A 15,597-nucleotide genomic window follows, 5' to 3' on the forward strand; every position below is an offset into this window, starting at 1 on the left:
AAGTAAGCAATATAGATATATTAGTCATACCGTGGCTATGACCACGGCATGACATTAAGTTAGAAGTTTTATATAACACCTTTGCAAATATTGCAAGTATAAAAATTATAGGTTTACCTTAAGCTTAACACTACCTTGATGACTTCTATAATGTTTATTTAGATAATAATTATAATCCAACGAAATAGTAGTATTTTTGATATTGCCTATAATACCCGTTCCTAAATTATAGGATGTTTTCGGTTGCTTCGGTATTAGATAATTATGTTTGAATGTATTATCAAATATTTTAACAACTCTATTTATTCTTTGGGTTTTCTCTTTAAAATTATGTTCTACCGCTCCTTGGAATGTTAGACTTAAATTATTAAATTTTAGAGCATCTTTTAAAGGTACTGTGACTTTAGTACCGACAATTCCGGACAATATATTATTCTCTTTCATTGTAAGAGCTATTTCTTGTACGTTAACACCGATTTCATTATATACCCCGTCTCGTGACTTCCCGTATCTTAAGCCGATATTCGGGGTAATAACGAACTTGCTCTGCAAAAGATAATTATAATGCAGTAATGCTTCCGCATTATAACTATGATTACGATGTTTTACATTACTTCTAATTTTAGTATCACCATATGAATAAGTTGTTTTATCTTTAATAAAGTTTTTAGAAGCAGATACTAAAGCTTGTAGTGCAAAATTCTTCGGTAATTCTTTTTGTCCGTAAATAGAAACCACATGACTATTAATAAGTTCTTTATCATTATTTTTACTATTTTTAAATTTAAATACTGAATGAACATTACTATAAGCTATACCTACGATATTATTGCCGATTTCAGCATCAAACCCGATAGTAGCACCTTTGTTAGTACCTCTATAACCGGTCATATTCTCAACGCGTCCATGATTATTAGTGCCGTACATACCACGCATCCACAAACCTCTTTTTATATGAGACTCTTCTTCATCACCGGCTCCCACTGCTACCATATTATTAGACATATTCATAGATGCATCTAATCTGTTACGAATCATATTATTTACAATAGTATTAACAACTTTCGCTTGATTTAAAGTAGGAGCGTTTTCTGAAATTTGCGTTTGCATTTCTTTTTTTGCTTCCTGTTCAAGAGGAATAGCAGTATCAACTTCCGTTATTTTAAGATTACCCCCATCGGAATCGGATAATTGCCCTATTGTTTTTTCTTCCTCTTCAAACCCTGAATCATAACTTTCTTCATCTTCGCTACCATCGCCTAATGCTAAACATTCCTTTTCTCTATCGTCACTTAATGCTAATGCACACTCATTACTACTTTCTTCATCTTCGCTACCATCACCTAATGCTAAACATTCCTTTTCTCTATCGTCACTTAATGCTAATGCACACTCATTACTTGATGCAAGTGCAGGTAATGAAGATAATTGTCTACTTACTTCTGTGTCTTCTTGTTCTTCATCTCCTGCAGGTAAGATAGATTCTGATTTACCATCCGACACTAACATTTCTTGTAACAATGACTGAGCAAGAATATCTGCAGCTTCTTCGCCTGTATACTTCTCTAGAAGTAACGAAGAAATTTTTTCATCATGTTCTTGTAATCGTGCATTTATTGCTAAAAGCATTTTTTCATCTAACTCCTCTACATCCTGTATACGATTACTTATATAAGCCATTGCTTCTTTAATATGATTAAGTTCCTCACTTCTAGAACTTGAGCCAGGCAATTCTTCTATTTTTTGTATTTTATTGCTTAATACTCTTATATAGGTATCTACATAATCTTTATCAATTTCTCTAGTTAGAGTATCTACCGAAGTTACAACATCACGACTACTCAAATCATCACCATTAGAGAAGCTGTTTATGCTACCAACTAAAGATGAACATGAAAATACCGGCTTACTCTCAGTTACCTTAGGTTTAGACTCAGTATCTAGATGCTTTATCTCCCCTTCTAACCAAATCTTTTCTGGATCATCATGATTTAAAGTATCTAACTCCAATTCCTTAGCTTTATAATCATTGGCTATTTTTTTATGTTCAGATTTTAATTCCCCTAATTTCATAACATTAGAATTATTTAAATCCTCTAAACCACTAACCGAAGGTGAACGGGATAGATTTGATTCTGCATCACTAAGTACACTGCTTATGTCATCAATTGAATAGGAACGTAATATTGATACATCTGTGCTTGAAGACTTTTTATTTAAAGAAAATTCTGTTGCTATGGTTTCCCTTTTTGCTTTTAATTGTGATTCTTTTGAAGATAAGTCTAGTGCTTCCATAGCTAACCGCTTAAATTCTGGGTTTTCTGGATCTTGATATTGATCCAATGTGGCAATAGCTTGCTTTTCCTTAACTATTCTAGCTTCCTCTACTTCTAATAATTTATCTTCTAAATCCAAATACTCTAATTTCTTGTCAAGCTTGGCACTTCTGAATAATGGTATAGGTAATTTTTGTTTACTAGTATTCGTGTAACTTATAGATGGCTTAGGTTGCTCTGTCTTATATATTGTTTCTGATGCTAAATTCTCATAACTAACCGACTCATATATAGTAGATAAATTAGATAATGGCTGTGTACCTTTTTTAATAGTACTATCAACCAAATTTAGTCTACCTTGTGATCTATCAAGTAAAGCTTCAACTTCTTTTACTACCTCAGGGGAAGCAGTATTATATATTGAAGCATCTACATCTGTAGGTTCTATAGTACTATCAACCAAATTTAGTCTACCTTGTGATCTATCATTTATTATAATATTTTCATGATCTTCTCGAAATTGTTGAGCTTGCGGAGAGTTATATAGTGACCCTACATTTATAGGTGGGGTTACAGCTAAATTTTTTGGTAAGCTATCCATATTAGCAATCGGCATAGAATGACTATTTCCCCCATTTGGATTAAATCCAACATCTGCATCTGTTTCTGTTTCTATATCATTAAAGTATTTATCTGCTCTACTTTTAATAGCATCCATTTTTTTTTTCTGCTTTTGCATTATAAGCTTTTATATCTTCCGGTTTGCGTATTAATACCTTCTGTAATTCTTGAGAGATTTTAATTGCTTCTCGGTAATCATTTTCTATTTCCTGTAAAACTAAACTAAGTGATTTTCTTTGTGAAGGACTGGTTGTTTGCAGTATTGCGGTTCTCTTTGCATCTAAAAGGCTTATAAGCTGAGTTGCCTTTTTTGTGAATCCACTAACTACACTTAAACTAGACTCCTTATGATTCTCATTTCCCCAAGCGTGGCCAAATTCTCCCTCTTGATCTACTGTTCTTTGCTTTGAGGTTTCTCCATCTCTTTTCCTTTTTCTGTTCTCTGCATAAATTGACCCTACTTTTGATACAGCTCTCTTTATTATATTACCTTGTTTGTTCTTACTAGAAACTAAATAGGTACTTTCTTCAGTTAAAGTTTCTTGAGGTGTATAATGTAAATATAGCTCTAGATCATCCTGCACACCTAAAGTTTCTGTACGCATTTTTTCTGATTGCAGTTGTTGCATCTCCGGAATACTTCCACTTACATTATTTTTCCTCGATGAGTCACTTTTAGCAACCGTTGTATTTTGTGTTGGCGTTATTAAACTAAGAGCTTCTATAGTTAACGTATCAGGTTGTTTTAGATTCTGAACGAACGCGTCGCCAGCTAAATCTAAATATTCTAATCCTCTTTTGTCAAGCTTTGGACTTGAAGAATATGGTGCAGGATTTTTCCAATTGTTGTCAGATCTCAAGCTTTCATCTGTATTTGTGGTTTGTAACAATGCTGATTTTTCTTCAAAATTTGATGATATTACACTTTTAGCTGAAGACGAGCGTGATAATACTGGAATACTGCTTTTTCTTAAATTCTCTTCATACTCTGCATAAGACTGAAATATTTCCGCTTGCTCATATACTTTTTGAGTTTCTGAAATTCTAGCTTGCTGAATTTCATATAATTTCTCGAACAAACCTTCATATGCCTTTATACTGGCAAGATGTGCAATCTCACCTAATTTTTGACTAAATTGATCCGCACTAAACTTTCTCATTTCTGTTGCTAAACTATCTATTACACTATCTATTTGAGCTTGATTTGACTGATTTGGCTGTATGCTATTCAAATAATTAATGTATTGTGAAACCTTAGACTCGTAAATATCTTTTGAATGACTTGGAATAGGGTCCTCTATTTCTTGATTCGGCAACATTACTGTATAAGGTTGCTGCTGAACTTTTCTTGGTATTAAGTACCCACCTTCATCCTCTGGTTGTTCACATAAAATTCTCTGAACCCCATGACTTAATGGTATGGTTGGCTTTGCTTTTGGCGGCTGCTTATAAGTAGGACCGTCAGAATCACCATTCATTTTATCTTGCATGGCTCGTAATGCCGTTCTACTTGTTTCTTTTTTCGCACTAGCAGCTACTTCTTTAGCTTTATCTGATGCCGTTTTTATAGCTTTTTCTTGTTTCTTTATTTCTGGTAACTGCTTTTGTGCTTCTTGTTTTTTCTTTTCTATTTCTGTTCTAGCACTACTTTTTCTTGCATTATCTCCGCTTGATTTATTTTTATTAAATACACCTTGCCGAGCCTCATTAATTCTTGCTTGCTGCGCTTGAAACGCACTAACTTTGGTTGACGCCGTTGTAACCGGAACTGTTTCCTGCGATTTTATCGAAACTTTATTTGCTGGAATATCTATTTTTTCTATTTTCTGAAATAATCTATCTGCTTTATTGTTTTTACTTGTTAACTCTTTTTCAAGTTTCTTTATTTTATCTTTATTTTCACCTATTTTGATTTTTGTTTCTATCTCTTCAGCTCTTGACTTGAGTTCTTCTGTTGTTTTTTGTGCTGAAGTTAGCTGCTTATAAAACTTCTGCAATGGTTTTTTATTTTTTTTACCTGTGGTATCTTTAATAGCCTGTGTTACTTCAGCTAACTTGATTCCTATCATCTCATTAACTCGTGATATATTACTTACCATTTCTGCTGCAATTTTAGTACTGCTTTTTTTTGTAGGCAACGGTACAAATGTCGGCTTCAGAGGAACTTCTGGTTTAACCTGTGAGCTAGATTGCACTGTCTGTTGTTGCGGGTCGCTACTGCTAAACGATAATCTTCGTGCTGCCTTTGAGTTTGTGTTTATGTTTGGTGGTGTATTAGCTCCTAAACTATCATTTGGTTTAGAATCTGAAGTAGGCTGATACGGAGTCGCCGGTGTTGATGATGGAGTACCAGGTGCCGTAGTATAATGTTCAGGTGATGTCAGGGTAGTATTTGGTGTATTAGGTGCAGTGACAAAACTATTTGAATCTGGGCTAAAAGTAGGCGAAGACTCTGTTATTATAATCTCTGATTTTTGAGACATTTGTTCTGTCGATTCAGGAGTATAAGTACTTTGACTTTGTGCTGTTTTTTCAGTGCCTGCAAATGTTTTGCGTCTAGTAATTGGTCGTACTTTTCTTGCTTTCCCGACATCAGACTTACTACGTGCTACCACTTTATAATGATCCTCTATAGGAACATCTTTTAATGGATTAGATGCCTTAGGTTTGTTAGATATTTTCATTTCTCTTATTTCAGATGGAGTATATGTGTTTATTTCTGGTTCCGGTACAATTACTGTTCCTATCTGCTGCGGGGTATTTGTCGTATCTTTGTGTTCGTTTAATTGTGACACGTGATTCAACAATTTATTACTGAGGTCGATACGAAATGCTTCTCTACTCATCGCCATACCCTCAAAAGGTATTGTAATTATTGCTCCTACTGAAATAGAGGCAAACAGAGAATATTTTAAAAATCTTGATTTTTTTAGTAAATGTTGTTCTGTTAACTTATTCATTACAAATATCTCAATTTAAATTAAAATTTTATATACATAACGTTGGGCATTATAATAAATAAATTAATAAAAAGCAATATATAAGTTAATTTATCTTAACTTATAACTACAAGAAAACTTGGTTCTAATCATTGAAAATATAACAGATTTTTCATTTTTTGTGTTTGTTTAATATTCATCCAAGTTTCCAATTATCTTTTATCGCCGTATTATCGCTTGTTGCCGGTTATTGCCGGTTATATGAATTTTACTTAAAGAATTCATGGTTACTTGGAGAAAAGAAAGGCATTTTTGGAGCAGTAAAATTTTATACAGCCTCAAATATTTATTCAAGCTTCTTAGCAAGCATCATAACGGCACCTGTAGTAATTAATCAATTCTTTATATTTGCTACTTACTCAGTACCAGCTAACCTCATTGTCGTTCCGATAACGTCATTTTTTCTTATGCCGCTTGCTTTGTTATCTCTGCCTTTTACCATGATCGGGTTTGATAACTATATCCTAAAGCTTATGGGATTCTTTATTGATATAATAATAAAATCAACCGCCTATTTTAATAGTTTACCAGCTGCTGTATGGTATTTCGGTTATATTACCAATTTCAGCATATTACTCTTTTTATTCGGCTTTTTTGGATTTGTATATGGAAAACTGCTTGGCGTTTGCTTGGTCTTGCAATCATGGCAATATCTTTTATATTTATGTTCTACTCCCCAAAGCCGGAATTAATATTTGATGCAAATCATAAACTACGGACAAAAAATTGTCATTAATAAAGATAATCATTGTGAGAAAGCCGAAATTCATATTAATCTCAATTATAAATCTAAATGCCGCGGGAGCTTAATAACGATTAATAAAGATTTTTTTAAAAAAAGCCCTGTTACACTTATCTTTTGCAATAAAAAGGAATGTACAGTAAAATCTTAGTACCGGACTGTTTTTGTTCTATGTCATTCCCGCTCGGCATTGTTGCGTGAATAGGTTTATCCGTCATTGCAAAGAAAAACTGTAAGTTTTGACTAAGCAATCCAGTAAAAAATGCTAGTTTTTAACATTTTTTTATTATTTTTCTGGATTGCCACGCTCCTTACAGTCGCTTGCAATGACTACTCAGTAATGCCAAGCGGGAATGACATAAACGAACCATATAACAAGGTCCAGTTTTTAGCTAGGATGACATCAAAGTCTTTTTAAAATATCCGATACTTTAGGTAAAATCAAATAATGCAAGTTACACACAAAATACTAAAAATCCCCTCAAAAGGATATAGAAAAATCTTGAGTCTCTTAAATGAAAAAGGACAAGCAAGACTTATAGGCGGCTGCGTACGTGATGCGTTACTAGATCTCTTGCATAACAAAACTAATAAAGAGGAATTTGAAGGAGACACGGAACGCAGAATCGCAATGTACATAAACGTACGTGAGGATTCGAGTGCCGGATCGACGTACAAATTACCTTTAGAAGCAAGTTATCCAAGAGATCGACTTGAGAAAGGTAGCTACGATATAGATATAGCTACTAATTTGACACCTAGTGAAGTAACAAATATTTTATCTGGAGCTAAAATAAAAACTATTCCGACCGGTTTAAAATTCGGCACGATTACGGCTACTTTAAATAATGAAAAATTTGAGATCACGACTCTTAGGAAAGATATTGAATGTAACGGCAGACATGCCAAAATAATATTCACCAACGATTTTGCCGAAGATGCCGCAAGACGAGATTTTACTATTAATGCTTTAAGCTATTGTCCCTTTAAGAACGAGATATATGATTATTTTGAAGGGTTTAAGGATTTGCAGCAGGAAAAGGTTGTATTTATAGGGGAAGCTCTAGATAGAATTAAAGAAGATTATTTGCGAATTCTACGCTTTTTTCGGTTTTCTAGCTATTATGCGAATCAGCTTGATGATGGCAGCTTTAAAGCATGTAAAGCTTTAAAAGACGGCTTAAAAACTTTATCACGAGAGCGAATTAAAAGCGAAATGGATAAAATTATTGTTTCAAAAAGAGCAGCACAAATTTTAAAAGCTATGTTTGAAATAGGAATATTAGAACTAATATTCTCTATCCAAAATTATGAAATAAAATTTTTTGAGCAGGCAAATGATTTTAAATTAGAATTAGTTACTCGATATGCACTCTTATTATATTGTCAAAAAGATTTAAATTTAAAGGTCTTTCTAGATTGGAAATTCTCAAAACATGAAGCAATACAAATATTATCAATAACGAACTTTCTGAATGACGCTAAATTTAACATGAAAAAAATTTGGTTTGAAAAAAAGAATTATAAGGAATATTTATTATCAGCTAGCATAATCGGTAAATTAAATCATTCACAAGTAAAAGAATTTATTCTTAAATATGATGAGTTATTACGTCCTAAATTCCAAGTAAACGGTAATGATTTGTTAAATATGAATATAGAAAAAAAAGAGATAGGAGAAAAACTAGAATATCTAAAAAATTTTTGGATAGAGCAGGATTTTAAACCTAGTAAATTAGAATTGTTGGCGAAATTATGAGAGCTAGTAAGTCAAACCGTCATTGTGAGGAAAAATTGAAAATTTTGACGAAGCAATCTCGTGCCAAAATCCTGAGATTGCCACGCTCCTTTCAGTCGCTAGCAATGACGATTTGGTATCAATGCAAGCAAGCCTTCACAGAGATGACATACCTAACATTACTATTCCTTACATTCCTCAGCCTTACTAGCTATGCTAAGCCTAAGATAGTTGTAAGTATTATGCCAATCGGCAGTATTGTTTCAATGCTTGTTAAGGATAAAGCGGATATCGAGAGCTTAGCTATTAGTAGTGACTGTCCACATCATTATAATTTAAAACCTAGTGATTTAGTAAAAGTCAAAAATTCTGATATAGCAATTTATATTAATGAACAATTTGACGGTTTTGCCGAGAAATTAATTGATAATCATAGCAAAAACATTATAAAAATCAGTGATATTAAATCTTTAACCACTATAAAAGATAATTGGCATATTTGGCTTGATCTTAATAATGCTGTGATTTTACTACAGGAATTTGCACGAATATTTAGTGAAAATTTTCCTGAGCTACAAGAAGATATTAATAATAACCTTTCAACAGCACTTAAAGAATTAAATAAGCTACAAGAGATTAAAAATAATGAGCTTGCAACGATAAAAGACGTAATTTTATTAAGTGACAGTAGCGAGTATTTTTTTCTTAATACTAATATTAAAACTGCCAAATTATATAGCGACAGTCAAAAAAGCCTACGATATATAAGCAAGCTAGAAGATTTAATTAAAGAGTCTAATAACAAATGTCTTGTTTTAAGTAATGAACAAAATTCACGGTTATATGACAAATTAAACGCTAAAATAATAATATTAAATAGCGAAAACTGGAATGTGCAGAATATAGGTTCCAACACTTTTCAGAATCAATATTTACAAATGATTTATCAAGTTAAAAAATGCATACACTAAATAGCGAAGAAGAGACAAAGAAGCTTGCAAAACTTTTAGCACAAAACTTAAAACCAAATGATATAGTTTTACTTAACGGTGACCTTGGAACAGGTAAAACATTTTTTTGTCGTGAAATTATTAAATATTTTTGCGGTGAAAATACAAGCATTATAAGCCCGACTTTTAACTTACTGCAAACGTATAAAGCATCTAACTTCACTATATATCACTATGACCTGTATCGTCTTAAATCACCTGAAGAAATTTATGAACTTGGATTTGAAGAGGCATTAAACGGCAATTTAATTTTAATAGAATGGTCTGAAATTATTAAGCATTTACTTACTCCGCCTTTAATCGAAGTAAATCTAGAAGTATTAAATAATAATAAACGTTTATGTAGTATAATAACAAATCATAAAGAAAATTCACAATAATCTTCCCTTATTGATTTTTTACAAGATTCTCCGCTATTCGATACAAAACTTGATATTCAAAGAGATAAAAGGCCTACTAGAAAAGTTAAGTTATAATTATGAACTATTTAATTTTTCTTTTAAATAATTTATAAACTTCTCCATCATTTCTTTTTCCTATAAGAAAGATATTTAAAAAATCCTTACTCTCTTCCTCTGATAAAAAACCGCTTTTACTCGCATTTTTTGCTTGCATTGCCCAATACATATCTTCAAGCTGATTAATTTTCTCATATTCTTCATGTGATATAAGAACAACTATGGGCTTACCGTATTATTAATATCTGACTAATCAATTGTCATGTAATAAAAACGCCTTTTCAATAGGAAGTAATTTTAATTCCGGTAACATCGGCATAATTAAATCTATTCCGGCTTTTTCGTTACTATTACCGTGTACCAATATAAAAGAACCATTTTGAACTTTTTCGCCTTTAGCAAAGCATGCATTACTCCCAAGCGGAATAAATCCCAAATCTTTTAGTTTTTCTATTAATGTTTGATCGGAAACTAATCCAGGAAAACGAAAGAAAGGTGACGGAGCAATATTATAACTTACTAATATTTTCCCTGCTTCTAATACTTCATTTTCAAAATCATCTTTATTGGAAAGAAGGAAATTATCTTCAAGAGGTTTATCTTTAAAATAAGGATGACTAAATGAATGATTAACCCATGTTATTTGTAAATAACTGTTTTCTTGTTGTTTTAATAACCATAAGAATTTTTCTGTATGCTTATTAATCCATAATCCTGAAACACATATAGCAATCGGAATAGGTTTATTTAGTTTGATCGATAATTCTACGAGCTTTTTAAAAAAATCTTCTTCAAAGCTTTTGGAAGAAGGACACATGTCAATTGTCAAGAACTGTCCTTTTACTTTATACATGCTACTCGTAACACCGTAATTTTGTTGTATATAAGGTGTAGAGCTATATTTATTTAAAACTTTAACATACGGAGTTTTACTTAATTTTTTTAGAAGATTTTCTTTTTCTATTTTATTCGTAGGTAAAATTACCAGCTCTTGTAGGGCTATTTCAGTTTTAAAAAAATTCGGATCTACTAAAACGAAATATGATTTTTCATTATTTAAATAAGAACGAATAGCAATTCTTATTTTTTTATTTTCAGCAATTACAGGAAAAAATACCGGTTTATAATCAGTTATAATTACTGCTTTTTCACTTGCATAGCTTAAACTAAAAAACAATATTACAAAAATAAAACTTAAAATTCTTTTAATTTATTCGTCTCCATAACGCTCGTATAAAATTCCGCAATTTTCTCTTTTACAGCTAGAGGATCGTTCATTAAATTAACAGCACCTCTAAACTCTGCTGAATTCGGTAAACCGCTACTATACCAGCCAATATGCTTACGTGCAATAGGTACGCCCACAGATTCACCATAATAATCAAGTATTGCCTCATAATGCTCGGTTACGATATCTAGCTGCTCTGCTATAGAGGGAGCAGATTTTTCTTCACCTGTTTTAAGATAATGATCAATTTGTGAAATAAGCCAAGGTTTGCCATATGCTCCTCTACCGACCATAATACCGTCTGCACCGGATTTTTGTAGGGCTTCTTTTGCCTTAGCAAAATTAGTAATATCACCGTTAGCAATAACCGGAATCTTTACCGATTCTTTAACTGATCGTATAAAATCCCAATTGGCATTACCGGAATAAAACTGGCATCTAGTTCTACCGTGAACAGTAATCATCTGAACACCTGAGCTTTCAGCAATTTTGGCTAAAGTCGGAGCGTTTTTCGTATTATCATCCCAACCTATACGCATTTTAACGGTTACCGGCAACTTAACCGCTTCAACGGTAGCTTCAAAAATTTTAGCTGCCAGCTGCTCATCCCTCATTAGAGCCGAGCCTGAATAACCGCCTACTACTTTTTTCGCCGGACAGCCAAAATTAAGATCGATAATTTTTGCCCCCATACCCTCATTCATTTTAGCAGCTTCTGCTATCACATTCGGCTCACAGCCTGCTAGCTGTACGCAAGCACTTGTTTCATCATCACGCATAATGGCACTTCTTTTTAGTGACTGTCTAGATTCCACAATCATTGCTCTACTTGCTACCATTTCGGAAACTACAAGCCCTGCACCAAATCTTTTCACCAATCTTCTAAATTCCAAATCCGTAACACCCGACATTGGAGCTAGGATAATATTTGAAGAAAGCTCAATATTGCCGATTTTGATCATAAAAACCATTATAAAAATAAACACTCATAATATCATAATTAAGTATTTTTGTCTAATTATTACTAATTAAGAATAGACAAAAGCCGATTAATCTATTATAAGCTTAAGTTATATTTCTTGTTCTTACACCCTAATAAATGAAAGAATAGTATAGACGAAGATCAAATTGGAAAAGAGCAAGGAGTCTGTAAGCCGAGGAGCGGAACGTACTAATACGTGAGTATCTGAGGACTTACAAAGACGACGAAGCCAATTTTTCAAGTTCATCGAGTATATACGGCCACGTAGCTCAGTCGGTAGAGCAAAGGACTGAAAATCCTTGTGTCGTTGGTTCAATTCCAACCGTGGCCACCACCATTCCTTACTTTAAATCCCGTTATTTTATATCTTCAATTAAATTTCTATTGCATCTGTAAACTTATTTTTGTAATTTTAATTAACTTTAGGTTAATAAGGATAAATTATGTTTATACGTATAAAAAAATTTTTGGAATACATAAAGAATCAACACCTGAAGAATCAGATGAAATATTATATAATCAACTAATATCTTTACTAGAAAAATTAACGTGTGTAATACACACAAAAGATGAAGATAAAAAAGAAGTTGAAAAATTAATTGATAAAATAAAAAATACTAATTTATTTAATCAATTCGATGAGGATGGTAATACAGCCTTAATTTTAGCTGCTGATACAGGTTTAGAAGAAGCTTGTTAAAACTTATTCCCAAGATGTCTGACGGGCTATTAATACGATCGAGAATATACTTGGTCAGCCTGCATTAACAAAGGCTATGTGGCGTGATTTAGATAATGTTTGTATAGAGCTTATTCCAAGAATGTTTGGAGAAAATATTAACGCTATTGATAAATTCGGAAGGACATTGTTAATGCTTGCAGCCAAAAAAGGCATGATAGCAGTTTCTCTAGAGTTTATTAAGCTGCTGCCACCTGAGATGATTATTCGTGCTGATAATAATAGGAATATGGCTGCAAGCTACACAGATACGGACAAAGCATTTGCCGAGGTAAGGGAATTATTGCAAGAAAAACAACAAATTTATAACAATGGTTTAGATAATTTTTTTTAAAATTGCATATGCTACAAAATTCTATAAAAAAGTGAAAGTAAATAAGGAACTATTAGCATCTTATTTACAAGAACAAAATAATAATCCTGAATCTATTATAATAACGATGAATAATTTTATGAAATTATTCCCATTTACCATTGCAGGAGTATATAAAAAATTCAACTGGAAATTCAATCGGATTCTAAAACCCTTTTTTACATTTATCATGCTTACCAAATGAAGCAATATGTTGTATTATCTCCCAAAAATGAAAAATGGGGATAGATGTTGAGTTGTCTGGAAAAAGTAGCGCTACATAGAATTAATAAAAAGGGACAATTTTGCCTTCATCTTTAATTTTTATGATGCTTATAAATTTTGTTATACAAAAAAGTATTACTTAATATACTGTCGCTTGGTGGAGCAAATCATCTATACTCTTCTGCTTTCAAAAATTGCTCTTTCATTTTATCAAGGATTCGCATCCTCACCTCTCAAAATAAAATTCAATTCTTGAAAGCATTTGAGTATGCTTGCCTCCACCATTTAAATTCTGCTTATTCAATTACTCCCAGTTAATCAGTTTTTTAAAGTAATTAATTTTAATATAACAAAAAATAATTTTCATTACTTTTTAAAGCTCGTATGTTCAATACAAAATCATTTTTATCATAGATAAAATTTGTCTTTAATAAAAAAATCTAGATATGACTCAATAATAGCTATTTCTACTGTTTTAGTGTTCATAACAGCTTAGTTCTCATTAGTTAAACTTAAATGATTCAAGTTTGATCACCAAGAAGCTAAGTTAAAGCCCGATTGGTGGTGATCAGGGAGTTAGAAACACCGTCAACAAGAACAGCTGAGTAGTTTTTAGGCTTAAAGTTAATACTCTAAGCCCTGAACATGACTATTACCTCCCCGACCGTAAAATATCGAGGAATAAACCAATTTAACGGTGATTTTACCGCCTGTTGATGGAGGTTTCTATACTCCAGAACAACCTTAGCTGTTCCAAGATGATTCTAAGCAAAACTTTAAACAAGTCAATATGATTATTGATTTCAAAAATTGGTATTGCTCACATGACTCGTTTTATGTAATTCCCGCTTTCGCGGAAATGACATTGAGCGGGTTTTTCGAACCATGCAACAAAGCTTACAGTCGTTTGCAATGACGATATCAATCTTTATTTTGCAATACCTTGTATGCTATCTGTAAAACAAGATTAAAGCGAATAGCGGGTTATCCACTCGCGTTGTTATAATACAAGGCTATCATTAGAATCGTTTACTCCTAGTCCTGCAAGCATTATATTCTCCATTCTCGTCACATAATCATAAGTTGCAGAATAACCTGAATTTATTAATGTTTCTTTTTGTTCAGCTGTGATATCAAAACTTAAAGCTGATATATTATGATCATCAATAAAAACTGTTCTATCATGATTCTGAAAACAACTTATCAAGTCAAAGCTTGTGAGAACTTCAGCTAATGCATATAGTTGATCCACAAAAGTAGTAGTATCCACAAATGGTTTAGATTCTGTACCATTCTGATAAGCTTCTAATATTTCTTTATTGATTGGTTTAAACCCAAGAGTTTTATAATTTTTATTATATGTTTGAGGGAGGGAGGCTTCGTGCTGCAGCTTTATCATCAAACACCTCAACCGGGTAATTATTCGTAACTCCACCATCCACATATGTTGAAACTACTCCTTGAACAGTTTTTTGTACGGACTGAAAATATATAGGAAAAGCCCCTGAAGCGTATACGAATTTTATGACTTTCTCATCAGGAGCATTTTCATAAGATAGAATTTCCGGAAATTGAGTACTGAGATTAGTACACACTAAGTATAAATCTATATTTGTTTTTTGACTGTCATGTAGCTGTTTAAAAGTAATATCGGGGTCAAATCCCTTGTCTTTTAATATTGCCTAAAAATTCTTCTAGATATTTCTCAGAATTTAACCCTCCGTAGAATACAAGATTATACACTTGGTCTCATTTACTAGTATGATCTGAAAATTTATTAAAATCAATTTTCTTAAGTATATCCTCAATTTCTTCCGGTTGATATCCTAGTGCTATGGAGAAAGCAGCTATTGCACCACCGGAAGCTCCAACTACTTTCTGGATATTTTTTAAACAATCTTTGTCTTTTAATGCCTTTAGAGCACCTGCATACACGATGACTTTTACTTCACCACCTGCAAAGGCTAAGTTGTTTATTTCTAACATTTTCAATACCTTGATTTAGTTAATATAATTTAGGCTTTATTAAAAGAAATTAGATTATTAATATTTTTGTAAAAATTGATAAGATTTGTACTAAAATAGCTACTTCTATTTCAAAAAAGCTTTATAATTCAGCAACAAAAAATAGCTACAATATATTAATTTAATTCTTCTTAATAAAACGTAAATTAATATTTGTGACTTTTTATCTAGATCTTACAATCAAGTAGACGTTGTTGCGTGG

General features: G+C 32.3%; 10 protein-coding genes, 1 tRNA gene and 3 pseudogenes. 7 read left to right on the forward strand and 7 right to left on the reverse strand.

Annotation, left to right across the window (positions count from 1 at the left end):
- Window positions 1-105: 105 nt before the first annotated feature.
- Window positions 106-5,857: pseudogene (locus tag GCO76_RS04920) on the reverse strand (autotransporter outer membrane beta-barrel domain-containing protein).
- Window positions 5,858-6,033: 176 nt separating this feature from the next.
- On the opposite strand from GCO76_RS04920, the pseudogene GCO76_RS04925 reads away from it, so the two are divergent.
- The 4 genes and pseudogenes from GCO76_RS04925 to tsaE form a co-directional block, all read left to right on the forward strand.
- Window positions 6,034-6,441: pseudogene (locus tag GCO76_RS04925) on the forward strand (ComEC/Rec2 family competence protein); the annotation flags it as partial.
- A 645-nt stretch (window positions 6,442-7,086) separates the two neighbouring features.
- Window positions 7,087-8,397 carry a palindromic element RPE1 domain-containing protein gene (locus tag GCO76_RS04930; protein WP_410956359.1) on the forward strand — a complete coding sequence of 437 codons (1,311 nt, stop codon included), beginning with the start codon at window positions 7,087-7,089 and terminating at the stop codon, window positions 8,395-8,397.
- Entirely contained in the window at window positions 8,394-9,347 is a 954-nt protein-coding gene (locus GCO76_RS04935) for a metal ABC transporter solute-binding protein, Zn/Mn family (RefSeq protein WP_410956360.1), read from the forward strand. The genes GCO76_RS04930 and GCO76_RS04935 overlap by 4 nt, the downstream gene beginning before the upstream one ends.
- Window positions 9,335-9,862: pseudogene (gene tsaE / locus GCO76_RS04940) on the forward strand (tRNA (adenosine(37)-N6)-threonylcarbamoyltransferase complex ATPase subunit type 1 TsaE). The gene GCO76_RS04935 and the pseudogene tsaE overlap by 13 nt, the downstream one beginning before the upstream one ends.
- Window positions 9,863-9,869: 7 nt before the next feature.
- Here the strand turns inward: tsaE and GCO76_RS04945 are convergent.
- From GCO76_RS04945 to dusB, 3 genes are all read right to left on the reverse strand, one after another.
- Window positions 9,870-10,001 carry a hypothetical protein gene (locus tag GCO76_RS04945; RefSeq protein ID WP_410956486.1) on the reverse strand — a complete coding sequence of 44 codons (132 nt, stop codon included), beginning with the start codon at window positions 9,999-10,001 and terminating at the stop codon, window positions 9,870-9,872.
- 96 nt (window positions 10,002-10,097) lie between these two features.
- Window positions 10,098-11,054 (reverse strand): polysaccharide deacetylase family protein, encoded by a 957-nt coding sequence (locus tag GCO76_RS04950; protein ID WP_410956478.1) that lies wholly within the window; start codon window positions 11,052-11,054, stop codon window positions 10,098-10,100.
- Complete coding sequence (gene dusB / locus GCO76_RS04955) at window positions 11,039-12,034, reverse strand: tRNA dihydrouridine synthase DusB (protein WP_410956361.1); 996 nt, start codon at window positions 12,032-12,034, stop codon at window positions 11,039-11,041. Before dusB ends, GCO76_RS04950 begins: the two co-directional genes overlap by 16 nt.
- 278 nt (window positions 12,035-12,312) lie before the next feature.
- Between dusB and GCO76_RS04960 the strand changes: the two genes are divergently transcribed.
- The 3 genes from GCO76_RS04960 (at window position 12,313) to GCO76_RS04970 (ending at window position 13,127) form a co-directional block, all read left to right on the forward strand.
- A tRNA-Phe gene (locus GCO76_RS04960) sits at window positions 12,313-12,388 on the forward strand.
- Window positions 12,356-12,754, forward strand: a complete 399-nt coding sequence (locus GCO76_RS04965; RefSeq protein WP_410956362.1) for an ankyrin — start codon at window positions 12,356-12,358, stop codon at window positions 12,752-12,754. Before GCO76_RS04960 ends, GCO76_RS04965 begins: the two co-directional genes overlap by 33 nt.
- A 76-nt stretch (window positions 12,755-12,830) precedes the next feature.
- A complete protein-coding gene (locus GCO76_RS04970) occupies window positions 12,831-13,127 on the forward strand; it encodes a hypothetical protein (RefSeq protein ID WP_410956363.1) in 297 nt (98 codons plus the stop codon).
- Between the two features lie 1,243 nt (window positions 13,128-14,370).
- Here the strand turns inward: GCO76_RS04970 and GCO76_RS04975 are convergent.
- The 3 genes from GCO76_RS04975 to GCO76_RS04985 form a co-directional block, all read right to left on the reverse strand.
- The gene (locus GCO76_RS04975; RefSeq protein ID WP_410956364.1) at window positions 14,371-14,769 is read right to left on the reverse strand and encodes an alpha/beta hydrolase; all 399 of its coding nucleotides are present in this window, start codon (window positions 14,767-14,769) and stop codon (window positions 14,371-14,373) included.
- Window positions 14,726-15,049 (reverse strand): patatin-like phospholipase family protein, encoded by a 324-nt coding sequence (locus GCO76_RS04980; RefSeq protein ID WP_410956479.1) that lies wholly within the window; start codon window positions 15,047-15,049, stop codon window positions 14,726-14,728. Before GCO76_RS04980 ends, GCO76_RS04975 begins: the two co-directional genes overlap by 44 nt.
- A 70-nt stretch (window positions 15,050-15,119) precedes the next feature.
- Window positions 15,120-15,356 (reverse strand): patatin-like phospholipase family protein, encoded by a 237-nt coding sequence (locus GCO76_RS04985; protein ID WP_410956365.1) that lies wholly within the window; start codon window positions 15,354-15,356, stop codon window positions 15,120-15,122.
- Window positions 15,357-15,597: the final 241 nt, after the last annotated feature.

The sequence above is a fragment of the Rickettsia koreansis genome, assembly GCF_046532895.1.
Classification (GTDB): Bacteria; Pseudomonadota; Alphaproteobacteria; order Rickettsiales; family Rickettsiaceae; genus Rickettsia; species Rickettsia rickettsii.